Annotated in this window: 24 protein-coding genes; 20 read left to right on the top strand and 4 right to left on the bottom strand. The window is 64.2% G+C overall.

Annotated elements, in window-relative coordinates; genetic code table 11:
• Positions 1-49 precede the first annotated feature (49 nt).
• Genes ACQ4W0_RS20755 through ACQ4W0_RS20745 form a run of 3 tightly spaced genes read left to right on the top strand, consistent with a single transcriptional unit; the run spans position 50 to position 2,265 of the window.
• Positions 50-1,900 (top strand): amidohydrolase, encoded by a 1,851-nt coding sequence (locus tag ACQ4W0_RS20755; RefSeq protein WP_436578480.1) that lies wholly within the window; start codon positions 50-52, stop codon positions 1,898-1,900.
• Between the two features lie 9 nt (positions 1,901-1,909).
• Positions 1,910-2,110, top strand: coding sequence for a DUF1427 family protein (locus tag ACQ4W0_RS20750; protein WP_436578479.1), 201 nt, complete (start codon positions 1,910-1,912; stop codon positions 2,108-2,110).
• Positions 2,107-2,265, top strand: coding sequence for a XapX domain-containing protein (locus ACQ4W0_RS20745; RefSeq protein ID WP_426072426.1), 159 nt, complete (start codon positions 2,107-2,109; stop codon positions 2,263-2,265). Before ACQ4W0_RS20750 ends, ACQ4W0_RS20745 begins: the two co-directional genes overlap by 4 nt.
• A 4-nt stretch (positions 2,266-2,269) precedes the next feature.
• Here the strand turns inward: ACQ4W0_RS20745 and ACQ4W0_RS20740 are convergent, their stop codons facing one another.
• From ACQ4W0_RS20740 to ACQ4W0_RS20730, 3 genes are read right to left on the bottom strand one after another with little or no spacing between them, the layout of a single operon-like run.
• On the bottom strand, positions 2,270-3,613 hold the full coding sequence (locus tag ACQ4W0_RS20740) for a vWA domain-containing protein (RefSeq protein WP_436578478.1): 1,344 nt from the start codon (positions 3,611-3,613) through the stop codon (positions 2,270-2,272).
• Positions 3,613-4,218, bottom strand: a complete 606-nt coding sequence (locus tag ACQ4W0_RS20735) for a TadE/TadG family type IV pilus assembly protein (protein ID WP_436578477.1) — start codon at positions 4,216-4,218, stop codon at positions 3,613-3,615. The genes ACQ4W0_RS20740 and ACQ4W0_RS20735 overlap by 1 nt, the downstream gene beginning before the upstream one ends.
• Positions 4,218-4,706: a TadE/TadG family type IV pilus assembly protein gene (locus ACQ4W0_RS20730; protein ID WP_436578476.1), complete on the bottom strand. Its 489-nt coding sequence runs from the start codon at positions 4,704-4,706 to the stop codon at positions 4,218-4,220. Before ACQ4W0_RS20730 ends, ACQ4W0_RS20735 begins: the two co-directional genes overlap by 1 nt.
• 562 nt (positions 4,707-5,268) lie before the next feature.
• Between ACQ4W0_RS20730 and ACQ4W0_RS20725 the strand changes: the two genes are divergently transcribed.
• From ACQ4W0_RS20725 to ACQ4W0_RS20680, 10 genes are all read left to right on the top strand, one after another.
• Complete coding sequence (locus ACQ4W0_RS20725) at positions 5,269-5,964, top strand: LuxR C-terminal-related transcriptional regulator (RefSeq protein ID WP_436578475.1); 696 nt, start codon at positions 5,269-5,271, stop codon at positions 5,962-5,964.
• Between the two features lie 204 nt (positions 5,965-6,168).
• Positions 6,169-6,342, top strand: a complete 174-nt coding sequence (locus tag ACQ4W0_RS20720; protein ID WP_071650303.1) for a Flp family type IVb pilin — start codon at positions 6,169-6,171, stop codon at positions 6,340-6,342.
• 116 nt (positions 6,343-6,458) lie between these two features.
• The gene (locus tag ACQ4W0_RS20715) at positions 6,459-7,019 is read left to right on the top strand and encodes an A24 family peptidase (protein WP_436578474.1); all 561 of its coding nucleotides are present in this window, start codon (positions 6,459-6,461) and stop codon (positions 7,017-7,019) included.
• A 63-nt stretch (positions 7,020-7,082) separates the two neighbouring features.
• On the top strand, positions 7,083-7,916 hold the full coding sequence (cpaB, locus tag ACQ4W0_RS20710) for a Flp pilus assembly protein CpaB (RefSeq protein ID WP_436578473.1): 834 nt from the start codon (positions 7,083-7,085) through the stop codon (positions 7,914-7,916).
• A gap of 29 nt (positions 7,917-7,945) precedes the next feature.
• Entirely contained in the window at positions 7,946-9,454 is a 1,509-nt protein-coding gene (locus tag ACQ4W0_RS20705) for a type II and III secretion system protein family protein (RefSeq protein WP_436578472.1), read from the top strand.
• Between the two features lie 9 nt (positions 9,455-9,463).
• Entirely contained in the window at positions 9,464-9,736 is a 273-nt protein-coding gene (locus ACQ4W0_RS20700; RefSeq protein ID WP_436578471.1) for a hypothetical protein, read from the top strand.
• Positions 9,737-9,773: 37 nt separating this feature from the next.
• A complete protein-coding gene (locus ACQ4W0_RS20695) occupies positions 9,774-10,934 on the top strand; it encodes a CpaE/TadZ family protein (protein WP_436578470.1) in 1,161 nt (386 codons plus the stop codon).
• Positions 10,935-10,997: 63 nt separating this feature from the next.
• Entirely contained in the window at positions 10,998-12,341 is a 1,344-nt protein-coding gene (locus tag ACQ4W0_RS20690) for a TadA family conjugal transfer-associated ATPase (protein ID WP_436578715.1), read from the top strand.
• A gap of 39 nt (positions 12,342-12,380) precedes the next feature.
• The gene (locus tag ACQ4W0_RS20685; protein WP_436578469.1) at positions 12,381-13,316 is read left to right on the top strand and encodes a type II secretion system F family protein; all 936 of its coding nucleotides are present in this window, start codon (positions 12,381-12,383) and stop codon (positions 13,314-13,316) included.
• An 18-nt stretch (positions 13,317-13,334) separates the two neighbouring features.
• Entirely contained in the window at positions 13,335-14,276 is a 942-nt protein-coding gene (locus ACQ4W0_RS20680; RefSeq protein ID WP_436578468.1) for a type II secretion system F family protein, read from the top strand.
• Positions 14,277-14,347: 71 nt separating this feature from the next.
• On the opposite strand, the gene ACQ4W0_RS20675 is transcribed toward ACQ4W0_RS20680, so the two are convergent.
• Entirely contained in the window at positions 14,348-15,130 is a 783-nt protein-coding gene (locus ACQ4W0_RS20675) for an inositol monophosphatase family protein (protein ID WP_152254720.1), read from the bottom strand.
• Positions 15,131-15,325: 195 nt separating this feature from the next.
• Between ACQ4W0_RS20675 and ACQ4W0_RS20670 the strand changes: the two genes are divergently transcribed.
• The 7 genes from ACQ4W0_RS20670 to ACQ4W0_RS20640 all read left to right on the top strand — a co-directional run bounded on the left by ACQ4W0_RS20670 (position 15,326) and on the right by ACQ4W0_RS20640 (position 25,436).
• Positions 15,326-16,090: an RNA methyltransferase gene (locus ACQ4W0_RS20670; RefSeq protein WP_436578467.1), complete on the top strand. Its 765-nt coding sequence runs from the start codon at positions 15,326-15,328 to the stop codon at positions 16,088-16,090.
• Entirely contained in the window at positions 16,087-16,989 is a 903-nt protein-coding gene (locus ACQ4W0_RS20665) for a LysR substrate-binding domain-containing protein (protein WP_436578466.1), read from the top strand. The genes ACQ4W0_RS20670 and ACQ4W0_RS20665 overlap by 4 nt, the downstream gene beginning before the upstream one ends.
• A 104-nt stretch (positions 16,990-17,093) precedes the next feature.
• A complete protein-coding gene (locus ACQ4W0_RS20660) occupies positions 17,094-18,272 on the top strand; it encodes an MFS transporter (protein WP_436578465.1) in 1,179 nt (392 codons plus the stop codon).
• Between the two features lie 86 nt (positions 18,273-18,358).
• On the top strand, positions 18,359-18,886 hold the full coding sequence (locus ACQ4W0_RS20655) for a hypothetical protein (RefSeq protein WP_436578464.1): 528 nt from the start codon (positions 18,359-18,361) through the stop codon (positions 18,884-18,886).
• 7 nt (positions 18,887-18,893) lie between these two features.
• Complete coding sequence (locus ACQ4W0_RS20650) at positions 18,894-20,540, top strand: GMC family oxidoreductase N-terminal domain-containing protein (RefSeq protein WP_436578463.1); 1,647 nt, start codon at positions 18,894-18,896, stop codon at positions 20,538-20,540.
• Positions 20,537-21,496, top strand: coding sequence for an alpha/beta hydrolase (locus ACQ4W0_RS20645; RefSeq protein ID WP_436578462.1), 960 nt, complete (start codon positions 20,537-20,539; stop codon positions 21,494-21,496). Before ACQ4W0_RS20650 ends, ACQ4W0_RS20645 begins: the two co-directional genes overlap by 4 nt.
• A 301-nt stretch (positions 21,497-21,797) precedes the next feature.
• Positions 21,798-25,436 carry an EAL domain-containing protein gene (locus tag ACQ4W0_RS20640; protein WP_436578461.1) on the top strand — a complete coding sequence of 1,213 codons (3,639 nt, stop codon included), beginning with the start codon at positions 21,798-21,800 and terminating at the stop codon, positions 25,434-25,436.
• Positions 25,437-25,441: the final 5 nt, after the last annotated feature.

The following is a 25,441-nucleotide window of genomic DNA, read 5'->3' as shown; positions in this document are numbered from 1 at the left end:
CCTGCCAACTGGCAGGGTATCGTCCAGCACCTGATTCCGGAGAACCAGCATGAACGCAAGCACGATCTTACTCAATGGCCGTTTCCACACGGTCGACAGGACCCAGCCGCTGGCGTCCGCCGTCGCCATCGCCGATGGCAAATTCCTGGCCGTGGGCGACGTTGAAGACGTGATGCGCCATCGCGGCCCCGCCACGCAGGTGATCGACCTCGATGGCCGCACGGTGATTCCCGGCCTGAACGACTCGCATTTGCACCTGATACGGGGCGGCTTGAATTACAACCTGGAACTGCGCTGGGAAGGCGTGCCTTCGCTGGCCGACGCCTTGCGCATGCTCAAGGAGCAGGCGCTGCGCACGCCGAACCCGCAATGGGTGCGCGTGGTGGGCGGCTGGACGGAATTCCAGTTCGCGGAAAAACGCATGCCGACGCTCGAGGAAATCAACGCGGCCGCACCCGACACGCCCGTCTTCATTCTGCACCTGTACGACCGCGCCCTGTTGAACCGCGCCGCCCTGCGCGCCGTCGGCTATGACAGGAACACGCCGAACCCGCCGGGCGGCGAAATCGTGCGCGACGCGGCCGGCAATCCCACCGGCCTGCTGATCGCCCGTCCGAACGCCATGATTTTATATGCGACCCTGGCCAGAGGCCCGAAGCTGCCGCTGGAGTTGCAAGTCAATTCCACGCGCCAGTTCATGCGCGAATTGAACCGGCTGGGCATCACCAGCGCCATCGACGCGGGCGGCGGCTTCCAGAATTATCCCGAGGATTACGCCGTCGTCGATGAACTGGCGCAAAAAGAGCAGCTGACCATCCGCATCGCCTACAACCTGTTCACGCAGAACAAGGGCGCCGAACTGCAGGATTTCCAGAAGTGGACCGGCATGATCAAGCCCGGCGACGGCACGGACTTTTACCGGCATAACGGCGCCGGCGAGATGCTGGTGTTTTCCGCCGCCGATTTCGAGGATTTCCTCGAACCGCGCCCGGAACTGGCGGCCGGCATGGAAGACGAGTTGGAAAAGGTTGTGCGCCACCTGGTCGAGCAACGCTGGCCCTTCCGCCTGCACGCCACCTATGATGAATCGATCAGCCGCATGCTCGACGTCTTCGAAAAGGTCAACCGCGATACGCCGTTCGGCGGCTTGCACTGGCTGTTCGACCACGCGGAAACCATCAGCCCGCGCAATATCGACCGCGTCAAGGCGCTGGGCGGCGGCCTGGCCATCCAGCACCGCATGGCCTTCCAGGGTGAATATTTTGTCGAGCGTTACGGTGCTGAAGCGGCGAAGGCCACGCCGCCCGTGCAGCGCATGCTGGACGCGGGCGTACCGGTCGGCGGTGGCACGGACGCCACGCGGGTGGCCAGCTACAACCCGTGGACGGCGCTGTATTGGCTGGTATCGGGGCGCACCGTGGGCGGCCTGGCCCTGACCGAGGCGGCAGGCAGACTGTCACGCGACACGGCGCTGGAACTGTGGACGGCGGGCAGCGCTTGGTTTTCCAGCGAGCAAGGCAAGAAGGGGCGCATCCGCGAGGGCATGCTGGCCGACCTGAGCGTACTGTCGGCCGATTATTTCGCGGTGCAGGAAGAAGCGATCAAGTCCATTGACTCCGTGCTGACCATGGTGGGCGGCAAGATCGTCTACGGTCAGGCGGAATTTGCGACCCTGGCATCGCCACCGATTCCCGTGCTGCCAGAATGGTCGCCCGTGCGCACGGTGCCGGGACACTATCGTCCTGCGGCCAGGCCCGCACAAGCCTTGCTGCCGCACCAGTGCGCGGGCGCCTGCGGCGTGCATGCGCATGCCCACGACCGGGCGCGCAAGTCGGCCGTGCCGATCAGCGATTTTTCCGGTTTCTGGGGCACGCTGGGCTGCAGCTGCTTTGCCTTCTAGGAGATCCTCATGCGTTACAAGAAAGTGAGTCTGGGCCTGCTGCTGGCCTTTGTCGTGGGTTTTGTCTGCCAGCTGGCGCACATCCCCGTGCCGGCGCCGCCCGTGCTGGGCGCCACGCTGCTGGTGTTTTTGACCAGCTGCGGCTACTGGCTGACGGGTTTGTACCTTGAGCGCCGCGCGCAAGCAGAAGCGCAGCGGGATGCTCCATGAATGTCATGCTGGCCGGCGCCGTGCTCGGCGTGCTGGTGGGTGCAGTGTGCCGCTGGTTCGACCTGCCATCGCCCACCCCACCCACGCCGACAGGCGCGGCGATGGTGGTGGCCATGACATTGGGCTTCGTCATGGCAGGGCAGCTGCCGGCGTAGGCGATTACTTGGAAATGCGCAAAATGGCCGAGGCGAGGCGGGTGAAACAGGGGCTCAGGTCGCTGTCGGTGGCCGCATAGCAGTACAGGCCCATGGGCTCGGTCGGCTTGCGGCAGCGGCTAGGCGCATCGGTCGTATTGGCCAGGCAGCGCAGCAAGTCTTCACCGAGTTCGTTGTCCGGTCCTTCCTTGGTTTTCAGCGAGGCGCCCATGCCCAGGGTAAAGACGTAAATGCCTTCCTGGCGCGCCTTTGCCGCCATCGCCTCGACCAGGTTGCGCGAGGCGCGGTGCACATTTGTCCATTGCGCCTGCGCCGAGGCGACGGAAGCGGTCACGACGCGGGGCGTGCTGGTCACGATGGGAAATTCGCGCAGCGGGGCGGCGTCATTATTCGCGTTATACCATGGGGGAAGCGCGGTGATCTGCGTGGCGGCGCAATCGCCGTACTGGAGCGTGTCGCTCACTTTCATCTGGTACAGGCCGGCCAGCGCAGGGTTTTGCAGTTTTGGAAAGGTGGCGAGCGCGCCTGCCGTCTTGCATTTGTTGCTGATGTTGGGAAAGTACGAAGAAAATGCCGCTGGCGAACCATCGGAAAAAAACACGATGACGCGCAGGCTGGAGCGGTTGACCTGCTCGATGTCCTTCAGCTGTTTGCGTGCCTGGAACATGCCTGCGGAAGAATTGGTGCCGCCGATAAAGGCGAACTGATCGATCTTTCCGTCCTTCATGGTCATGCTGCTGCGGTCAAAACCGCGCTCGACCTGTCTGATCGGAATATCGATTTGCGCTTCCGAAGCGAAGTGCAGCAAGCCGACCCGGTCGACCGTGGAGTTGAATTTGTTCAGGAAAGACTTGCCCGCCGCCCGCACGGCCTCGGCATTGTTTTCTAGCGACCTCGACGTATCCATCACCAGCACCATGTCCAGGTCCTTGCGGATGGTTTGCGCGCTGGCGGCCACGTTCAGGGTATTGAAGCCAAGTATGCCCATCAGCGAGACGGGCAGGGAGGCGGTGGCCGAGACGTCGATGGTGACGCTGCCGCTGTCGAACGTGACGCTGACCGGATGCAGGGTCGGCGTCGACATCAGGAAGTTGTCCGGATAATTAATGTCAAAGAACTCCTTCGCCGACTGGCGCGCATTGGCCCGCTGTTCCTCTTCCGAGTTGCCTGCGGTAACGCCACGCGCCGCCGCCAGGCTGGCCGAGTCGACCGCTGCGTTGAGCTTGGCCTTGACGAAGTAGCCGAGGGCCGAATCGACGGCCAGGCCCACGGAGGCGATCAGGACGACGGCCGACAGCGCCACCATGATCAGTACTTGCCCGCCTTGCCGCTTGTGTGGAATGCGCATCAGAATATCGTCATCGAAGTGAGGTTGGGACCCAGCACGGGAGTCGTGCTGTTGCCAAATTTCAAGGTACCGAACAGCATGTCGAAATTGTAGAAAGTTTCCACTGCGTAGATCAGTTCGCCATCGGCCAGCTGGCTCTGCATCAATGACACCGCGGGCGCATACTCATCCTTGGCGATGCCGGTGCACGTGCCATTGCTCCAGCTGCCGCATTGCCATACCTGGCTGGCGGGCAAGTAGCCGCTGGCCTTCGCGCCGGCGTCCCAGCGGTACTGTTCCAGCACGATATTGCGCAAGCCGCTCTTCGCCGTGTAGCCCATGATCTTGGTGATATAGATCATGCCGTGCCCGTTCATGTCCAGCGGCGGCGTGCTGGCGGCCAGCGCATTCATGATGATCTGGCTCGAGCCGCTTAGGTCGGCCGTGGAGCGCGAAGCCAGGTTGGCGCCTTCGCGGCTGATGTTGAGCAGGATGATCTTGGCCTGGATGGCGCGCGACAGGTCGACCACCATGAACAGCAGCAGTGCCAGCAGCGGCAGCACGATGGCAAATTCCACGGCGGCAATGCCGCGCGCGGCGCGCGGCACGGGAGGGCGGATGCGCATCACAGGCCGCCAAAGCTTTCATTGCGCATGGTGGCCGCTACCACGAAATGCGCCTTGCCATCGCGGAACAGGGCCTTGACCATGGGCGTGGCAAACGCCCAGCGGCAATCGACGGAAATGACGACGATATCGCCGGCCTGGCCGAACATGGCGGCGCCGACCGCATCGCTGCCGTTGACGGAGATCACGGGGCTGACCTTGTCATACATGCCCATGGAACTGTCGCGTATTTTTTGCATCACGGCATGGTAGCGCTGCTGGTTGGCGCTGTCGGGATCGAGGTCTTTGGCCCCCGTGACGGCATAGCGGGCGCCTTCGCGTACCGCGTGCTGCATGGTCATATTGGCAAAATAAGCCATGCTCAATTCGATGATGCCGATTATCAGCAGGAGAAAGGCTGGTGTTATCAGGGCTAATTCAAGCAGGGTGGTGCCACCCTGTCCGCTTTGCTTGCGGAATATGCGGGAATCGGCCTGTTTTAAACGCATGGGAATAATCCGGTTAAGTTCCGCGATGACGAATGTCGGGCGGCTGGCATTGCGCCATTTGACTGGCGATTATTCTATATCGATTTTCAAGGGTGTGGCCGCCATTTAAATTATTACAGGTCAAGATAATCGTAATTAACTGCCTTATTTCAAGCGTGCCGGCCCCGTCCCTACAGGGCCGGGGGTAATATGCGCGGGTATGAAAACAGGCCTGGTGTCAGGATTGTCCTGCGTGCAGGCAAGGACTTGTTTTGCAAGGTGATTCAACAAAAATGCTGCAATGTAAGCAACAGCAGCGGTGGCAGCAGCGATGGCCCGCCCGTGGCGCACCCGCCCTGACCACGCTGCCCATTCATCGGCACACGCCCGGCATGCGGCGACCGCTGCCCTGGGGCACGCACCGCGTTTGCGCGTGCCGGCCCAAGGCCTCTTCCTTCATGCCCCCATGACTTCTTGCCCCTGCGCGCGGCAGCACATGGCGCGCGCGGATGAGGAATGCAAGTCGATTCGGATCAACAACATTTCCCCCGATGGGAGTGGGCTTCAAGTAAAGAGGTAAAGCATGTCAACAAAAAATGTCATACGCGTCATGCTGGTGTCGGACCACAAGACCTGGCTGTGGGGCCTGGAGCAGTTGCTCGCCGGCGCCCAGCCGGCGATGCAGGTGGTGGCCAGCTCCACCGAGATCGACGGCGCGCTGCTGCTGGCGCGGACCCTGTGTCCCGACGTCATCGTGCTCGACGCCGATCTTGGCTGCGGCGGCGCCTGCGCCTGCGCCATCGATTATCTGCCGGAACTGCTGGGCAATGGCGTTTCGCGGGCATTGCTGTTCAGCGGCACGCAGGACCAAGCCGCATGCGGGCGCGCCGTCCGCAGTGGCGCGCGTGCGGTGGTGGGCAAGGAAACGCCCGTCAAGCAAATGGTCGATGCCATCACCCGCCTGCATCAAGGCGAGTTGTGCCTGGATCCGGCGCTGCTCGATAGCATGCTGGGCGTGCTGAACAAGCCAGAAGCGGCGCCCGATCCGGAAGAGCAGCGGATCGCCAGGCTGACGCTGAAGGAGCGCAAGATCGTTGCCATGATGGTGGAAGGAAATGGCGCGCTGAACCGTGCGATAGCCCAGCGCGCTTTTATCTCGGAGCAAACCTTGCGCAATCATCTGACATCGATCTACAGCAAGCTCGATGTCACCAACCGCCTGGAATTATATGTGTACGCCACCCGCAACCGGCTGGCCGAGCCCGTCCATGCGGAATGACAGTACATATGTCCTGGTTATGAGCAAAAAATTAAGATGTTTTGTACTGCGCATAAAATGACTTTTCTCTGATTCGATTTAATGTTTGTTTATATAAAATACACGCATCAGAAATTTGCAAATAAAAACAAAGATCATGTTCTTATTTTCAGACTGTATTTTCAGTTTTTATCATGTTTAAAACTTGACCTGAAAGGGAATAATATGAATTTCATTAAAAACTTTATCGCCGAAGAAGATGGCGTGACTGCCATCGAATATGCGTTGATCGCTGCGCTGGTGGCTGCGGCGCTAGTAACGGCCGTCGGCTATTTCACCACCGGCCTCGATGGCGCCTTCAAGGCGATCGGCACCAAGCTGACGGGCGCGGCGATTTAAGGCGCCTGCCCACCGCGCAGCACCCCGACAGGCCGGCTGCCCATGCGGGCCGGCCTGTCGACTTCCCGCCCAACGATGCGCATGCTGTCATGCGGTCGGCTTGCATCAGGTACACGATGGACCCTCATTCTTTCTGGACGTTCAGCCCCGCCATAGCCTTGTGGGGGCTGCTTGCCGCAGCTGTCTGGCATGACGTGCGCCGCCGGCGCATTCCCAACCGGCTGGTGTTTTCCGGCGCCTTGCTTGGCGTGCTGCTCAACAGCCTGGCCTTGCCGGGGGTGACGCCGGCCGGGACGTGGCTGGCGCTGGGCGGCATGGCCGTCGGCCTGGGCTTGCTGCTACCCATGTATGCGATGAAGGCGCTGGGCGCGGGCGACGTCAAGCTGATGGCGATGGTGGGGGCTTTTCTTGGCCCGCGTCCCGTCGTGTTTGCCGTGCTGTGCAGCCTGCTTGCGGGCGGCGTGCTGGCGCTGGCCGTCGCCCTGTGCCAGGGCACGCTGCGCCAGGCCATGGCCAATGCCTGGCAATTGCTGTTGCAAGGCTGGCTGCGCGCTGCGGCAGGCGAGGTGCCGCAGGTTGGCGCGCCTGCCGTGCCGGGCGGCAACTTGCCGTACGCGATCGCCATTGCCGCCGGCACCGCTATCTGGCTGGCCCTGGAGGCCGGCGGGTATGCATGATGCGCCCGGCACTGATCTGGTCGCGTACACCCGGAAAACCCTGCTTCACCGAGAGGATAAATAATGAGAAATAGCCGCGTTGCGATCGTGCTGCTGCTGGCGTTGCTGATGGCGGGGGGCGCCGTGCTGGCGGCGGCGCGCTGGATGTCAGGACAAGGCGCGTCGGCCAGCCAGACGGTGATGGTCGCGCTGGTCGATATCGGTGTGGGCGCGAAGGTGACGCCGGCCATGCTGCGCGGCATGGACTGGCCGGCAGGCGTCTTGCCGCCCGGGACCTTTGGCGAGGCCGGCGCGCTGGACGGGCGCGTCACGCGCACTGCCGTCAGCATGGGCGAGCCTGTCCTGGAAAGCAAGCTTGCAGCACCCGGCGCCACCGGTGGCCTGTCGGCCATCGTGGCTGCCGGCAAGCGCGCCATGACCGTGCGCGTCAATGACGTGGTGGGCGTGGCCGGCTTCGCGCTGCCGGGCAATTTCGTCGACATTCTCGTGCATACGCAGGATGACCGCGCCAAACCGGCGGGTGGCGGGCCGCTGGCCATTTCCAAGATCGTGCTGGAACGCATTCTGGTCCTGGCCGTGGCGCAGGAGTCCGGCCGCGATGACAACAAGCCCAAGGTGGTCAATGCCGTGACCCTGGAGCTGACGCCGGAGCAGGTGGAAAAGCTGGACCTGGCGCGCAGCGTGGGCAGCCTGTCCCTGGTGCTGCGCAACCAGGTCGATCCGGCGCCCGTCAACACGGATGGCGCCACCAAGGAGTCGCTGCTGGAACTGAAGGCGCTGGCGCCTGCGGCCGCGCCGTTGCGCGCGGCGCGGCGCCAGACGGCCCCGTCCCGTGCCCCCGCGCGCGACAGCATCACCGTCATCAAGGGCATGGATACCAGCGTCCAGCAATTTTAAATCAGCAGGCAAGCGAGCAAGGATGATCGATGAACAAATTTCGTAAGCACGCCTCGAGTACGGGCATGCGCCTGACCCTGATGCTGGGAAGCGCGGCGGCAGGCATGGCCTGGCCTGGCAGCGCCATCGCTGCGGCGCCAGGCAGGCAGACCGTCATGTCGCCAGTCGCGGCGCCAGCCATGTCGCTGGGCGCCGATATCGCCCGCCTGGGCGTGCCCATACGCATCGCCGTGGGCAAGTCCACTTTGCGCAACCTGAGCTTGCCGGTGTCGCAGATCGCCGTCAACGATCCGCGGGTGGCTGGCGCCAGGATGCTGGGCTCGTCCAGCCAGCTGTTCGTCTGGGGCCTGGCTCCGGGCAGCACCAACCTGATCCTGTGGGACCGGCAGCAGCGCCCCGTGATCGTCGATATTGAAGTCGAGATCGATGTCGAAGGCTTGCAAGCGCAGCTGGCCTATGTCTTCCCTGGCGAGAGTGCCGTCAAGGTGGGGGCGGCTGGCGGCAGCATCGTGCTGTCGGGGCAGGTGAGCGACAGCGTCAAGGCCAGCCAGATCTTGGAGATGGCGCAGGCCTATGCGCAGCGCGGCGCCGGAGAAGCAGCCGCACCTGCTGCGCCGGCCGACGGCGCCGCCAGTATGGGCGGCACCGTCAAGGTCATCAATATGCTGTCGATTGCAGCGCCGCAACAGGTCATGCTGGAAGTGAAAATCGCCGAAGTGTCGAAGACGCTGGTTGATCAGCTGGGCGCCAGCGTGGGCATCAGCGGCACGCGCGGCAACTGGACGTATGGCATGTTGTCGAACCTGCTCAGCGGCAATCCCAGCCAGCTGGGCGCCTTGAACGGCAAGAATGGTAACGGGCTGACGCTGGATGCGCAAAAGCGCGACGGCCTGGTTAAGGTGCTGGCCGAACCGAATATCATGGCCATCAGTGGCCAGGAAGCCAGTTTCCTGGCAGGTGGCAAGATTTTCATTCCGGTCGCGCAAGACAGCACCACCAACAAGATCACGTTGGAGGAAAAGGAATTCGGCATTGCCGTCAAGTTCACGCCCACCGTGCTGGAAGGCGGACGCATCAACCTGAAGGTGGCGCCGGAAGTGTCGGAGCTGAACCGCGAAGGCATCGGCATCACCACCGGCGGGGGCGCCGGCGCCAATGCTGTGCTGCCGGCCTTTACCACGCGGCGCACCACCACCACGGTGCAGCTGTTCGATGGCCAGAGCTTTGCTGTTGGCGGCTTGATCAAGAACAATGTGACGACCAATATCAAGGCCTTGCCCTTCCTGGGCGAGATTCCGGTGCTGGGCGCCCTGTTCCGCAGCAGCGATTTCCAGACCGACCGCACCGAGCTGGTGTTCATCATCACACCGCACCTGGTCAAGCCGCTCGACACCGCTATCGTGCTGCCGACCGATGCCTATGTGGCGCCCAGCCGCGGCGAGTTCTTCTTGCACGGAAAAATGGAAGGCACCGCCGTGCCACGGCCACGGCAGGAAGCGGCAGCCCAGACACCGCCGGCCAGTCCGGACCTTCAATAGGAGCACACCATGCAGCATTCCCTTTTCCTTCCCGCGCTGTTGGCAGCCCTGGCCGCCAGCGGCTGCGCTTCCACCCCGAACCTGGATCGCCAGTTCGGCGACAGCGTCCAGCAGCTGCGCGCGCGTCAAGTGCTGTCGCCGCAGGCGGGCGCTAACCGCGACACCGTGGCCGGCATGGACGGCAAGGCCGCCCAGGCCGCCTACGTGGCGTATCAGAAAAGCTTTGCCGCGCCCGCGCCGCAATCGGCCGCCTTTACCATCGGCGTCGGGGCGCGTCAGTGAGCCTGGCATCGTCACCACAGAACAAGCAAGGCATATCGTGAAAATCGCCATCAATTCCAGGGATGAAAAAACGCTGTCCGAACTGGGCCGGCTGCTGCGCAGCCGGAATCGGCTCGACGAGATCAACGTAGTCGGCGAAACGTTCGAGTCGCTGCAGGCGGCGCAGCCTCTGCCTGACGTGCTGATCTTCGACCGTCCATCGAACGACGGCGCCGACTTGGCCGCCATTGAGCGCCTCAGCAACCTGCATCCGCGCATGGCCTTCATCGTGCTGTGCCATCAGCAGGCGCCTGAATTCCTGCTGCAGGCCATGCGCGCAGGCGTGCGCGACGTGCTGCCGTTTCCTGCCACGCCGGCCAGCCTGTATGCGGCGCTGGAACGCATCGAGGAAAAGCTGGAACGGCGCGAGCATGGCAATGGCAAGGTGCTGGCCTTCATCTCCTGCAAGGGCGGCAGCGGCGCCACCTTCATTGCCAGTAACCTCGGCTATGCGCTGGCCGCCGACGGCCAGCAGCGCGTTGCCCTGATCGACATGAACCTGCATTTTGGCGACGCCTCGCTCTTCGTTTCCGAAAACAAGCCGCTGGCTACCTTGTCCGACGTCACGCGCGACATCCACCGGCTTGACCCTTCGTTCCTGGGTTCGAGCATGCTGCATATCCTGCCCAACTACAGCGTGCTGGCCGCGCCCGAGGACCCGGCCCACGCCAGCGAAGTGGCGCCCGAACACATCGACGCCATCATCAAGCAGGCCAGGCGCCAGTTCGATTTCATCGTGCTCGACGTGGGCCGCAACCTCGATGCCGTCAGCGTGCGCGCGCTGGACCATGCCGACATGATCTTTCCCGTCCTGCAGACGACCTTGCCATATATCCGCGATGGCAAGCGCCTGCTGGGCATGTTCCGTTCGCTCGAATACGCCAAGGACAAGGTACATATCATCGTCAACCGCCACGACAAGGGCGGTGAAATTCGCCTGCGTGACCTGGAAGCGGCCTATGGTACGGCGATTTACCGCACCGTGCCCAATCACTATGCTTCGGCGGCCGCCTCGGTCAACCAGGGCGTGCCGATTTTACAGCTCGACAAAGCCAGCCCGATCACCCGCTCGCTGCAGGAGTTTGCCGCCAGCCTGGCCGGCGGCGCGGCCAGCACGGTGCGCCAGGGCTGGTTCGGCCGCGTCCTGCGGCGCGCCTGATCCACGCGCTTGATCCCCATCCCAGAACAGGAGCATTTCATGGCTAGTTCCCCCATCGCCGCCTTGTCCATCCGCGAACGGCTCGGCAGCGCCAAGATCGCCGTGCTCGCGCCGCAACGCACGGCGGCCATCGACAACCACGGCTACCGAGACCTCAAGCGGCGCATCCATGGCTTGCTTCTCGAACGGGTCGACCTGGAAAGCATGCAGCGCCTGTCGCAGGATCGCATCCGCGAAGAGTTGCGCGGCCTGGTCGAGCACCTGCTGGATGAAGAGGCGGTGGTCATCAACGACGCCGAGCGCAAGAGCCTGACGCGCGACATCCAGCATGAGATGCTGGGCTTCGGACCGCTCGAAACGCTGCTGTCGGATGCCAGCGTGTCGGACATCCTGGTCAACGGCCACAAGCAGGTCTATGTGGAGCGTGCCGGCCGTCTGGAACTGACCGACGTCTGCTTCGACGATGACGCTCACCTGATGAAAATCATCGACAAGATCGTCTCCAGGGTGGGGCGGCGCATCGATGAATCGAGCCCCATGGTCGATGCACGCCTGCCCGATGGTTCGCGCGTCAACGCCATCATTCCGCCGCTGGCGATCGACGGCCCCGTGATGTCGATCCGGCGCTTCTCCGTCGATCCGCTGCGTTTGGCCGACCTGGTCGCCTACCACAGCATGACGGCCGAGATGGCCGAGGTGCTGCAGGGTCTTGGCAAGGCAAAGATGAACATTCTCATTTCCGGCGGCACGGGCAGTGGCAAGACCACCATGCTCAACGTGCTGTCCGGCTTTATCGGCCAGACCGAACGCATCGTCACGGTGGAAGACGCGGCCGAGTTGCAATTGCAGCAGCCGCACGTGGTGCGCCTGGAAACGCGCCCCGCCAATATCGAAGGCAAAGGGGAGGTGAGCCAGCGCGCGCTGGTGCGCAATGCGCTGCGGATGCGCCCGGACCGCATCATCCTGGGCGAGGTGCGCGGCGCCGAAGCGCTCGACATGCTGGGCGCGATGAACACGGGCCATGAAGGCTCGATGGCCACCATCCATGCCAACACCCCGCGCGACGCCATTACGCGGCTGGAAAACATGATCAGCATGGCGGCCAACCTGCCCAGCAAGGTCATCCGCCAGCAGATCAGCTCGGCCGTATCGGTGGTGGTACAAGTGTCGCGCCTGATCGATGGCAAACGCAAGGTGACGTCGATCCAGGAAATCACCGGCATGGAAGGGGAGGTCATCACGATGCAGGAAATCTTCAGTTTCAGGCAGACCGGCGTGGCCGAGGGCGGCTCGGTGGTGGGGTATTTCTCGGCCAGCGGCATCCGCCCGCGCTTCCTCGAGCGCCTGAACAGCTTTGGTATCGGCGTGTCGGGCGCCCTGTTCGAACCCACTGCGGCGGGACGCTGACACACCATGCTTTCCTACCTTGTTTATCTATTTCTCTTTATGGCCGTCCTGCTGCTGGTGGCTGGCGTCTGGCTGGCGTGGCAAGCGGCGCGCGGGCCGGGCGCGGCACGGGTGGCGCGGCGCCTGCAAGCCATGTATACGGCCAGTGGCGTCGAACAAGCCCTGTCGATCACCAAGCAGCGCCCGCTGAGCGCCAACCCGCTGCTGCAAGGCATGCTGGAAGGCTTGCCCGGCGCGCAGCGCCTCGATCAGTTACTGCTGCAGGCGGGCATGTGCTGGCGTGTGGCCACCTTCCTTGGCTATTGCGCGCTGGGCTGGACGGCGGGCTTGCTGCTGGCCAGCGCGCTGCCCCTGCCATGGTATGTGCACCTGGGCATGAGCGTGGGCGGCGCCGCGCTGCCCTATCTGCTGGTGTGTCGGGCCAGGAGCAAGCGGCTGGTGCGCATCGAGCAGCAACTGCCGGACGCGCTCGACCTGATGGGCCGCGCCATGCGCGCCGGCCATGCCTTTCCCACCGCGCTGAAAATGGTGGGCGAGGAGATGACGGGGCCCTTGGCCGAAGAGTTTCGCTCAGTGTTCGACGAAGTCAGTTTCGGCGTCGCGATGGCCGATGCGCTGAGCAACCTGGCCGCGCGCGTGCCCAGCACGGACTTGCGCTATTTTGTCATCGCCGTGCTGATCCAGCGCGAAACGGGAGGCAACCTGACTGAATTGTTGAGCAGCATCAGCGCCATTATCCGCGACCGCCTGAAATTGCTGGGACAGGTGCGCGTGCTGTCGGCCGAAGGGCGCATGTCTGCCTGGGTCCTGGGCTTGCTGCCGTTTGGCACGGCGCTAATGATGCACTTGATGAATCCGCAGTTTATTGCCGTGCTGTACACGGATGGGGGCGGGCGCAAGATGGTCGCCGTATCGCTGGGCTTGCTGATGCTTGGCGTGCTGTGCATCAGAAAAATTATCAATATCCGGGTGTGATATGAAAGAACCGACACGATGAGCAACATGAGTGCGGCGCAGTTGGCTTTGTTGGGCCTGCTGTTCCTGATCGTTTTCGCGCTGGCCTTGCTGGTACTGCGCCTGTTCGCTGGCAGCGTGGTACAGGAGCGGTTGCAGGCGCTGGGCAATGCCAGCGCCGCCGGCGATAGCGGGCGCCATGCCAGGCGGCGCTGGCTGGCGCATGCCGTCAGCCTGACTCGCCCGCTGGCCAGGCTGTCGCTGCCGGAAGAGGGTTGGGAAAGTTCGCCGATCCGTAGCCGCTTCGTCCATGCCGGCTGGCGCAGCCAGGCCGCGCCCGCTCTGTTTTACGCGGCCAAGACAGGCTTGTTCCTGGGCTTGCCGCTGCTGGCATATTTTCTGCTGCGCCAGGGGCGGCACGCCATGCCGTTATGGCTGGTCGCAGCGGCCGCCCTCGGCTATTACCTGCCCAATGTATGGTTGTCTCACTGTGTGAAACAGCGCCAGCGCGAGGTGTTCGAGACATTTCCCGATGCGCTGGACCTGATGACGGTGTGTGTCGAAGCGGGGCTGGCGATGGATGCGGCACTGGCGCGCGTGGCGCAGGAAATCGGCCTGAAAAGCGCGGTCCTGGCCGAAGAGCTGCAACTGGTGACGCTGGAGTTGCGCGCCGGCAGCGCCAAGGAAAAGGCCTTGCGCAACCTGGCGCTGCGCACCGGAGTGGAGGACGTGGACGCGCTGGTGACCTTGCTGATCCAGGCCGAGCGCTTCGGTACGAGTATAGCCGCGTCGCTGCGCGTGCAGTCCGACCAGCTGCGCACCAAGCGGCGCCAACGCGCCGAGGAAACGGCGGCCAGGATCGCCCTCAAGCTGCTGTTTCCGCTGATCTTCTTTATCTTCCCCTCGCTGATGGTGGTGCTGATGGGACCGGCGTTCCTGCAGATTTACCGCGTACTGCTGCCTGCCATGAGGGGGAGCTGAGGGCTGGGGCCCAAAAAAAGCTGCCGGAGTCATCTCCGGCAGCTTTCAGGTCAGTTCAGGTCGGCCGTCGCTCAAGCGAATGGCGTCAGCAGGGTGATCATCTGGCCAAAGATCTTCGGGCTGGCGGCGATGACGTCGCCCTTGTACAGGTAGTCCGATTCGCCGCTGAATTCACCGACGATACCGCCCGATTCCGTGATCATCAGGGCGCCGGCAGCGATATCCCAGGGTTTCAAGCCTTTTTCGTAGAAGCCGTCCAGGCGGCCGCAAGCGACGTAGGCCAGGTCCAGTGCGGCCGAGCCGGCGCGACGCACGCCCTGGCTGCGTTCACCCATGATCGCGTACATCTTCAGGTATTCATCCAGCGCGCGGGCGCTGCCGGCCACGTAGCCGGTGCCCAGCAGGGCGTTCGAGATGCGATCGAGCTTGGTGACGCGGATGCGTTTTTCGTTCAGGTAGGCGCCGGCGCCCTTGGTGGCCGTGAACAGGTCGTTGCGTACCGGGTCGTAGATGACGGCTTGCGTGATGACGCCGCGATGCGCGAGGGCGATCGAGATGCAGTATTGCGGGAAGCCGTGGATAAAGTTGGTGGTGCCATCGATCGGGTCGATGATCCACTGATATTCATTCTCGTCGTGCGAGTTGGCGGAAGCTCCCGATTCCTCAGCCAGGAACGCGTGGTCCGGGTAGGCTTTGGACAGCACCTCGATGATGGCTTGTTCGGCCGCCTGGTCGACGTCGGTGACGAAATCGTTATGTTGTTTTTCCGTGACGACGACGCGGTCGAGGTCAAATGAGGCGCGATTAATGACGGCGGCGCCGCGGCGGGCGGCTTTGATCGCCGTGTTGAGCATTGGGTGCATGTGAGCTTCCGTTAAAAGCACGCGACCGCCCATAGCCGCCTTGCGGCGCCGGTACGATAGAGTGCAAGAATGAATTAAAGAGCGGAGCGGTGCCGAAGTGGTTAAAATCCCGGCCTGGAGTCAGCGTTTTGTGACTCCGTTTCCCGAAATTTTCTGTATCGATACCGCGCAATAGCGCTATTTTAAATGAATCTGCCCGAAATCAACACGTCTCTTTTCAAACGCCTGCGATTTATTCTTGTCGAAACTAGTCGTCCTGGCAACATTGGCGGCGTCGCGCGCGCCATGAAAACGATGGGTTTTTCCGATCTGGTGCTGGTCAATCCCCGTTTTCCCGATGCCTTGACGGATGCGGAAGCGGTGGCCTTCGCCAGCGGTGCGCAGGATATTCTGTCTGGCGCGCGCATCGTCGGCTCGATCGCCGAAGCGCTCGAAGGCTGCAATTACGCGGCCGCCGTGTCGGCCCGATTGCGCGAATTCTCGCCGCCCGTCACCGCCCCGCGCGCCATCGCCAGCCAGCTGGCCGCCAGCGAAGACTTGCACGCGGCTGTCATCTTCGGCAACGAGCGCTTTGGCTTGCCTAACGAAATCGTCGAGCAATGCAATGTGCTGATCAATATACCCGCCAACCCCGAATATTCCTCGCTGAACCTGTCGCAGGCGGCGCAGGTCGTCGCCTATGAATGCCGCGTGGCGGCCCTCGGCGATGCCCAGGCGGCCAGTGCCGTCGGTTTCCACGGCGACGCGGCCAGCCTGGCGCAGGTCGACGGCATGTACGATCACTTGCAGCAGGCGCTGGTGGCCATCGATTTCCTCGACGCCGACAATCCGAAAAAGCTCATGCCCCGTCTGAAACGCCTGTTTTCCCGCACGGGACTGGAGACGGAAGAAGTCAATATCCTGCGCGGCATCGCCCGCCATATCCTGGCGGTGGCCAAAAAAGGCCCATGATCGAGACCCGGCTGCTGCGCCAGTTCATCGCCGTCGCCGAGGAACTCAATTTCCGCCGCGCGGCCGAACGGCTGCACATGGCGCAGCCGCCGCTGTCGCAGGCGATTGTGCGGCTGGAAGCGGCGCTGGGCTACCCTGTATTCGAGCGCACCAACCGCAAGGTCAGCCTGACACCGGCCGGCAGCACTTTTCTTGTCACGGCGCGCCAGGTGCTGGCCAGCCTGGAAGAGGGCGTGGCGGCCACGCGCCGCGTGGCGCAGGGAATCGAGGGGCACTTGCGTCTCAGTTTCATTCACATCACGCCATACGCCCACGTATTGCAAGCCTTGCGCGCTTTCCGCGCCGCCTCGCCAGCCGTGCAATTCACCTTGCGCGAAGCGTCGACGCAGCAGCAAGTCGAGTGGCTGGAGCAGGACGACGTCGATATCGCCCTGCTGCGCGCGCCGGGGCACAGCACGCCAGGCTTGCGCTTCGAGCGCCTGTCGGGCGAAGACTTCCTGGTGGCGTTGCCGTCCTCCCACCGCTGTGCGGGGCAGGCGCGGGTGGACCTGGCGGCGCTGGCCAGCGACGATTTCGTCGCCTCGCCGCGCGCGCTGGGCCAGGGTTTTCACGATCAGCTGGCCAGCCTGTGCCTGCACGCGGGCTTCGTGCCGCACGTGGTGCAGCAGGCGCGCCGCTTGCAAACGGTGCTGGGCCTGGTGGCGGCCGGCTTCGGCGTGGCCCTGTTGCCGGCCAGCCTGGCCGCGGCCATGCCCGCCGGTGTCGTCATGCTCCCGCTGCAAAGTGATGCGCCCGAGGCCTTGCGCCAGCTCGACCTGTACATGGCGTGGAACCCGCAGCGCGATTCTCCCGTGCGCGAGCGGCTGCTGGCGCAGCTGCGGCTGTCTGCCATCCAGTGAGACTTGAGATTGAGACGTTAAGCGTCTCGTTTCAAGATAAATAAGATATTTTACAGATGACGGCCCAGGGACCAGCATGGCGCTTTGCCTGTCCTGGAGCCGTCATGTCCAACGTTTCATCGCGCAGCAGTGCGCTGCCGCCCGCCATTTATCTGCTCTCCCTGTGCAGCTTTGCCTTCGGTCTGTCCGAATTCATCGCCGCCGGCCTGTTGTCCCCCATGGCGCGCGACTTGCACGCCAGCGTGGCGGCGGCCGGTGGCGCCATCGCCGCGTATGCGCTGGGGGCGGCCATCGGCGCGCCCGTGCTGACGGCCATGCTGGCGCGCCGGCCCACGCGCCAGGTCCTAGTGGCGACGATGGCCGTGCTGGCGGTCGGCAGCGTGGCCATGGCGCAAGCGCCGGCACTGGGCGCGCTGCTGGGTGTGCGCTTTGTCGTGGGCCTGGCGCATGGCGTGTTCATGGCCGTGGCCTCGCATGCGGCCACCAGCCTGGTCGACCCTTCCCGCGCGGGCCGCGCCCTGTCCATCGTCTGGCTGGGCCTGACCCTGGCGCTGGCCGGCGGCGTGCCGCTGGGGACCTGGCTGGGCGCCGTATCGTCGTGGCGCTGGGTATTCGCCGCCATCGGCGTGCTGGCCCTGTGCGGCGGCGCAGGCTTGCGCTTCGCCATGCCTGCCGCGCGCCAGGAGGCGGTTGCCGCATCGCCGCTGGACAGTCTGCGCGCCATCGTGCAGCCGCCCCTGCTGCTGGCGGCCGGCGTGGCGGCGCTGGTCAGCGTGGCCACCTTCAGTTTTTTCACGTATATCTCTCCCTTCCTGCTGCAGCTGGGCGGACTCGATGCGGGCTGGCTGGGCGCCGCCATGCTGTGCTTTGGCGCGTGCGCCATCGGCGGCAACCTGCTGGGCGGCTGGTGCGCGGATCGCCCTTCCGCGCTGCGCTCCGCCATGCTGGCGCTGGCCGCGCTGGCGCTCAATCTGCTAGGGTTTTATGTGCTGCGCGCCCAGCCACTGGCCATGCTGGCCCTGTGCGGCACCCTGGGCTTGCTGTTCTTTGCCCTCGTCACCCTGTCGACCATGCGTTTGCTACGCCTGGCGCAGCAGCATTGCCCGGGCAGCGACGCGGTGGCGGCGGGGCTCAATATCGCCGCATTCAATGCGGGGACGGCCGCCGGCGGTGCGCTGGGCGGTGTGCTGATCGTCGCCTTTGGCTTGCCCAGTATCGCCATCGGCGGCGCGCTGGCGGCGCTGCTGGCCATGCTGTTGTTATGGTCTCAGTCGGAAAAATAGACGCACCGCTCTAGGTTTTGCGTTCAAACGCCCACTGCCTTTGGCGTACACTGGCCTGCAAAAGGCCGTACAAAACAAGGGGAGACATGGGAATGCGACGCAGATCGTTTCTGAAACTGGGCTTGCTGGGCGCCTGTGCGCTGGCCGCCGGCGGCGCCGCGTACCGCGCGCTGCGGGGGCCGGCGGCGCCTGGCCGCTTCGTACTCGATGGCGAGGCGCGCGCGGCGCTGGCGGCCATCGTGCCGGCCATGCTGGGCGAGGCCTTGCCACGGGTGGGCGATGCGCGCAGCAAAGCCCTCAATGGCGCCATCGCCGGCGTGGACACGGCCATCCATGGTTTGCCCTTGGCGGCCCAGCAGGAGGTGCAGGACCTGTTTGGTTTACTGGCGCTGGCGCCCGCGCGGCGCTTCGTCGCCGGCGTGCATGGCGGCTGGCTTGACGCCGACCCGGCCCAGGTGGCCGCCTTCCTGCAGTCGTGGCGCACGCACCGCCTGGCCACCCTGCAGACGGCCTATCTGGCCCTGCATGATTTGATCCTCGGCGCCTGGTATGCCGATGCCGCCCACTGGGCCGCCATCGGCTATCCGGGACCGCTGCCCGAACTGAGCGCATAAGGCACCCATGAGCACATCCCCCATTCCTGACCCCATCGCCATCGGCGTGGCCGCCGGCTGGAACGTCACCGACGCCAGCACCTTGAACACCGACCGCACGCTGGAGGCGGACGTCGTCGTCATCGGCAGCGGCGCCGGCGGCGGCGTGACGGCGGAAATCCTCGCGCTGGCCGGCCTGAAAGTGCTGATCGTCGAGGAGGGCGGCTTGAAGTCCTCCAAAGACTTCAAGATGCGCGAAGCTGATGCTTATCCCACCCTGTACCAGGAATCGGCCGCGCGCAAGACGCGCGACAAGGCCATCAACATCCTGCAGGGGCGCACGGTGGGCGGCTCCACCACCGTCAACTGGACCTCGAGTTTTCGCACGCCGCCCGGCACCCTGGAATACTGGCGCAAGCATTTTGGTTTGTCTGGCTACTCGGTGGACGCCATGGCGCCGTGGTTCGCCATGATGGAAAAGCGCCTGCACGTGAGCGACTGGGCCGCGCCGCCCAACGAAAACAACGATTTGCTGCGCCGTGGCGCCACGGCGCTGGGCATACCCACGGCCGCCATCCGGCGTAATGTGAACGGCTGCTGGAATCTCGGCTACTGCGGCATGGGCTGCCCGACCAACGCCAAGCAGTCGATGCTGGTGACGACGATCCCCGCCGCGCTGGCGCTGGGCGCGGGCCTGCTCGTGCATGCGCGCGCCGAGCGTTTCCTCTTCAAGGGCGAGCGCATCGACAGCCTGCAGGTGACGGCGCTCGACGCGGCCGGGCAGGCGCCGACAGGCGTGCGCCTCACGCTGCGCGCCAAACATTTTGTGCTGGCCGGCGGCGCCATCAACTCGCCGGCGCTGTTGCTGCGCTCGCAGGCGCCCGATCCGCACGGCTTGCTGGGCCGGCGCACTTTCCTGCACCCGACGGTGATCTCGGCGGGCCTGTTCCCGCAGCGCGTCGACGCCTATGCGGGCGCGCCGCAAACGATTTATTCCGACCATTTCCTGCACGTGGCGCCCATCGATGGTCCTATCGGCTACAAGCTCGAAGCGCCGCCCCTGCATCCGCTGCTGATGGCCACCACCATGGGCGGCTTCGGCGATGAGCATGCGCGCACCATGCGCGAATTCCCCCATGCGCACGGCTTGCTGGCGCTGCTGCGCGACGGCTTTCACCATGAGGCGGCGGGTGGCAGCGTATCCGTCGACAGCTTCGGCGCGCCCGTGCTCGACTATCCGCTCACACCTTTTATTTGGGATGGCGTGCGGCGCGCGCTGCTGTCGATGGCGGAAATCCAGTTTGCGGCCGGCGCGAAAAGCGTGTATCCCGTGCACGAGCTGGCCAGCCACTATACGAGCTGGGCGCAGGCGAAGCAGGCCATCAACGGCTTGCCCTGCAAGGCGCTGCTGACGCGCGTGGTATCGGCCCACGTGATGGGCGGCTGCGCCATGTCGGACGATGCGCGCCTGGGCGTGACGGGGGCCGATGGCCGCTACCACGGCGTGCGCAACCTGTCGGTGCACGACGGTTCGCTGTTCCCCACTTCGATCGGCGCCAATCCGCAGCTGACGCTGTATGCGCTGGCGGCGCGCCTGGCCAGCGGCCTGGCGCAGCAGTTGACGGGCAAGCCGGCCCCCGTGCCCATGCCTGTCGCCGCCCCAACTGCCGTATGATCGCGCGCATCCTCAAGTGGCTGATGCTGCTGCAGGTGCTGGCCGTGCTGGGCGTGGCGTACTTGGCGATGCAGGCGTGGGGCGTCGCTTCGCCCGTCATGGCCCTGCTGCTGGCGGTCGCCATGCTGCTGGCCGTGCGCGCGCTGATCGTGGCGCGCAATTTCTGGCAGAGCCGGCGCCTGGGCAGCCCCGTGCCGCCGGAATATCAGCTCGGTGTCCGGGGCACCGCGCGCCTGTTCCTGGGCGAGCTGCGCGCCACCTTGTGGACGTCGTCGTGGGGCATGCTGTGGCCGCGCCTGCATGCGCTGGACGCCGCCATGCCGTCGCAGGGCTTGCCGGTGCTGCTGATCCACGGCTATGTGTGCAACTGCGGCTACTGGACGCAGCTGAGCGGCCAGCTGGCGCGGGCCGGTATCGCGCATGACGCCGTCGACCTGGAGCCCATAGCCGCCGACATCGAGGATTTCGTGCCACAAGTGGAACGGGCCATCGAGGCGCTGTGCGCCCGCACGGGCAGCAACCGCGTCATCATCGTCGCCCACAGCATGGGCGGCCTGGTGGCGCGCGCCTGGCTGCGCCATTTCGGCGCGGCCCGCGTGGCGCGCATCCTCACCATCGGCACGCCGCACCACGGCACGGCGCTGGCCAACCTGGCGGCGGGCGCCAATGCGCGCCAGATGAGCCGTATCAATGGCGCGCCGGACGCCTGGCTGGCGCAGCTGGCTGCCAGCGAGACACCGGAAACGCGCGCCCTGATCACGTCGATGTATTCGCATCACGATAATATTGTCGCGCCGCAAACTTCCGCCCACTTGCCCGGCGCGCGCAATCTGGCCTTCGGCGGCATCGGTCACGTGGCGCTGGCCAGCGATGTGCGCGTGCTACATCAGCTGTTAGCGGAAATCACTATCAAGGTCGAAGCCGTCCAGGCACCGTCTTGCCCCCATTTTTCCTGAATCCTGTTGTGTTTTGTCTGCATGGCAAGACTGTCTCTTTTGACTCTGCTATTGCCCAGGTTTAACAGGTACAGGCCCAGAAAATGCTGTTTTCCACTGGCGTCCTGTATTAAGCTAGCAGCACGAAGGTGACGGCCAGCAATGATTGCCGAGGCCGTATGCGCCGCGCCATGCGCATCCGCATGCGAGATAGTTGCAGGGATGCATGGAAGGATGTTGTAGTATTGGCATGTTGCTGCGCAAGCGGAAAGATGGGTGCAGGCAAAAAATGAGACTATGCAGTTTTCATGGGAGGTGCTAATTGTCCGCACGTATCCTGATTATCGAAGATAACGCCACCAATATGGAATTGATGGTGTACCTGTTGCGTGCCTTCGGCTACACGCCGCTGGCCGCCTATGACGGCGAAGAGGGCGTGCGCATGGCGCGCAGCGAATTGCCCGACCTGATCATCTGCGACGTGCATTTGCCCAAGCTCGATGGCTATGGCGTGGTGGCCGAGCTGAAGAAAGACCCGCTGCTGTGCAAGATCCCGGCTCTGGCTGTGACGGCGCTGGCCATGGTGGGCGACCGCGAACGCCTGCTCGAAGCGGGTTTCAATGGCTATATTGGCAAGCCGATCGAGCCGGACCTGTTCGTGGCGGAGCTGGAATCTTTTTTACCCGGGGCGCCGTCGACGCCAGTTAAAAACGACATAGCTACGATATTGATCGTTGACGATCATGTGCTGAACCGCGAGTTTCTGACCGCACTGTTGGGCTACGGCGGCCACCGCCTGCTGGAGGCGGCGAATGGCGCCGACGCGCTGGAAGTGCTGCGCACCGAGCGGCCGGACCTGATCATCTCCGACATCCTCATGCCGAACATGGACGGCTACGAATTCGTCACGCGCGTGCATGCCGATCCCGCGCTGACCGACGTGCCCATCATTTTTTATACGGCCACCTACCGCGAGCAGGAAGCGATCTTGCTGGCGCAGGCGTGCGGCGTGCGCTGGGTGTTGCCCAAACCGTCCGACCCCGAGGTCATCGTGCGCACGGTCAACGAGGCGCTGGGGCTGAGGCCGGCGGCCTCCCAGGTGCCCGCCGTGCCGGGCGCGGGCGGCACGGCGGCCTCTCCCGCCACTGGCCAGCTGGCCGACATCGAGCACCAGGTCAGCGGCTACCTCGACGAAGTCGAGTCCAGCAGCCAGCAGATTTCGCAGCTGGCCAGCCAGCGCGAAGGCCATGCCACCATGCCCGAAGACCTGGGCATCATGACGGAGCGCCTGTCGCGCTCTCTGTCGAGCCTGCAGGCGGTGAGCCTGCGCCTGACGGCCCTGATCGAGCTGGGCATCGAGCTGGGCGCAGAACGCGATCCGCGCGCCTTGATCGAGGCGGGCTGCAAGGTGGCACAGAATATCTGCGTCTCCAAGTACGCCTGCATCGGCGTGCTGGAAGAGGGCGCCGAAAAGCTCAGTTATTTTTCCTCCTGCGGCGCAGAGAAAAACCTCGAGCGTATCGCCAGCGCGCCGCGCACGGGCATCCTGAACCGCTTGCTGGAACAGCGCCAGCCCTACCGTGTCAATGGCCTGAAAGGTGACCCCGGCGCACTGGGCCTGCCCGACACCCATCCACCCGTGCATTCCTTCCTGGGCGTCGCCATCGCCTCGCGCGAGCGTAGCCACGGCTGGCTGTACCTGGTCGACAAGCTGGGGGCGAACGAGTTTTCCGAAGTCGACGAGCGGGTGGCCGCCACGGTGGCGGCGCAGATCGCCGTCGCCTACGACAACCTGCTGCTGTACGACGAGATCAAGCGCCACCACGAGCAGCTGACCCTGGACATGGCGGCGCGTATCCGCCTCGATGAAGACTTGCGCCGCTTCCGCCTGGCGATGGATGCCACGGCCGACGCGATTTTCCTCGTCGACCGCGCCGGCATGTGCTTCGTCGATGTCAACCAGACTGCCTGCCGCATGCTGGGCTTTGAACGCGAGGATTTCCTGCGCGTGGGGCCGGGGCGCGCGAACGCGGGCGAGACCCACCTGGAAGAGCTGTACAACAAGCTGCTGGCGGGCGATCAGGGTGGTCCGATGACGGAATTGCAGCTGCAGCGCAAGGATGGTTCGCCACTGTCGGTGGAAGTGCAGCGGCGCACCCTGCGCTCGGGGCAGAGCTGGATTCTGGTGGCTGTGGCGCGCGACATCACCGAGCGCAAGGATGCCGAGCAGCGCCTGATGAAGCTGGCCCATTTCGACACCTTGACGGGCTTGCCGAACCGCAGTCAGTTTTACGCCTCGCTGACCCATTCGCTGTCCCAGGCGACCGAACACCAGTGGGCCGTGGCCGTGCTGTTCATGGACATCGACCGCTTCAAGAATATCAACGATACCTTGGGCCACACCCTCGGCGACGACCTGCTGCGCCAGTTTTCCAGCCGTCTGGTCGATTGCCTGCGCGTGCGCGATACCATCGGCCGCTTTGGCGGCGATGAGTTTGCCACCATCCTGGTGCTGCCCGAAGGCGCCCAGCATGCCGTGGGCGTGGTCGCCAAGATCCGCGAAGCGATGCGCAAGCCCTTCGACTTGCAGGGGCACGAGGTGACGGTGACGGTCAGCATCGGCATTTCCGTGTTCCCCGAAGACGGCGTCGATGCGGACACCCTGATTCAATATGCCGACACGGCCATGTACCGCGCCAAGGAGGCCGGGCGCGATGCCTTCCGCTTCTTCACGGCGGAAATGAATGCCCAATCGATGGCGCGGCTGGACATGGAAAATGCCCTGCGGCGTGCCATCGACAACGAGGAATTCGTGCTGTTCTTCCAGCCCAAGGTGAATATCATCTCGGGACGCATCAGCGGCGCCGAGGCGTTGATACGCTGGCGCCGTCCCGGCCACGGCATGGTTTCACCGGCCCTGTTCATCCCCCTGCTGGAAGAAACGGGGTTGATCGTGCGCGTCGGTAACTGGGTGCTTGACGAGGCATGCAAGAAGATCAGCGAGTGGGGCGCCAGCAGCATCGGCCCCGTGCACCTGTCCGTGAATGTGTCGGGCATCCAGTTTTTCGTCGGCGGCCTGGAAGAAGAGGTGCTCAAAGCGATCAGCAAGTACGATATCGCGCCCGACCTGCTGGAGCTGGAGCTGACGGAAAGTTCGCTGATGTCGAACGCCGAGGAAACCATCGCCGTGCTGCGCAACCTGAAGGCGCTGGGCATCCAGATTTCCATTGACGATTTCGGCACCGGCTATTCCAGCCTGGCCTATCTGAAGCGCTTCCCCATCGACAAGCTGAAGATAGACATCGCCTTCGTGCGCGAAGTGACCAGCAATCCGGACGACGCGGCCATCGTGCTGGCCATCATCAGCATGGCGCACAGCATGAAGCTGGAAGTGATCGCCGAAGGCGTGGAAAACGATGCACAGCTGGCCTACCTGCGGCGCCACGGCTGCGACGAGATGCAGGGCTATTATTTCAGCCGCCCCGTGCCGCAGGAAGAATTCGAGCAGATGCTGATGAAAGGCAAGCAGCTGCAGGCGCCCAAGGATGCCGATGGCGAAGAGCAGCAGACCTTGCTGATCGTCGACGACGATGTCTTCATGCTCGACGTGCTCAGCGACTTCCTGGCGCAGGACGGCTACCGCATCCTCACCGCGCAGACGGCCGCCGAGGGTTTCGACATCCTGGCGCGCCACAAGGTGCAAGTGATCCTGTGCGACCAGTGCATGCCGCTCATGAGCGGCACCGAATTCATGGAGCGGGTCAAGCACCTGTGCCCCGACACCTTCCGCATCATGCTGTCCGCATTTGCCGACCTGACCCCCATCATGGCGGCCATCAACCGCGGCGCCATCGACCGTTTCTATACCAAGCCGTGGAAAGGCGCCGTGCTGCGCGAGAACATCCGCGAAGGCTTCCGCCTGCACAAGCTGCTGCATGGCCCGGTGAAAGCGGCGGCCTAGCTGCT

This window comes from Janthinobacterium breve, assembly GCF_051380895.1.
Classification (GTDB): Bacteria; Pseudomonadota; Gammaproteobacteria; order Burkholderiales; family Burkholderiaceae_D; genus Janthinobacterium.
This window is presented reverse-complemented; position numbering and strand designations above follow the sequence as displayed.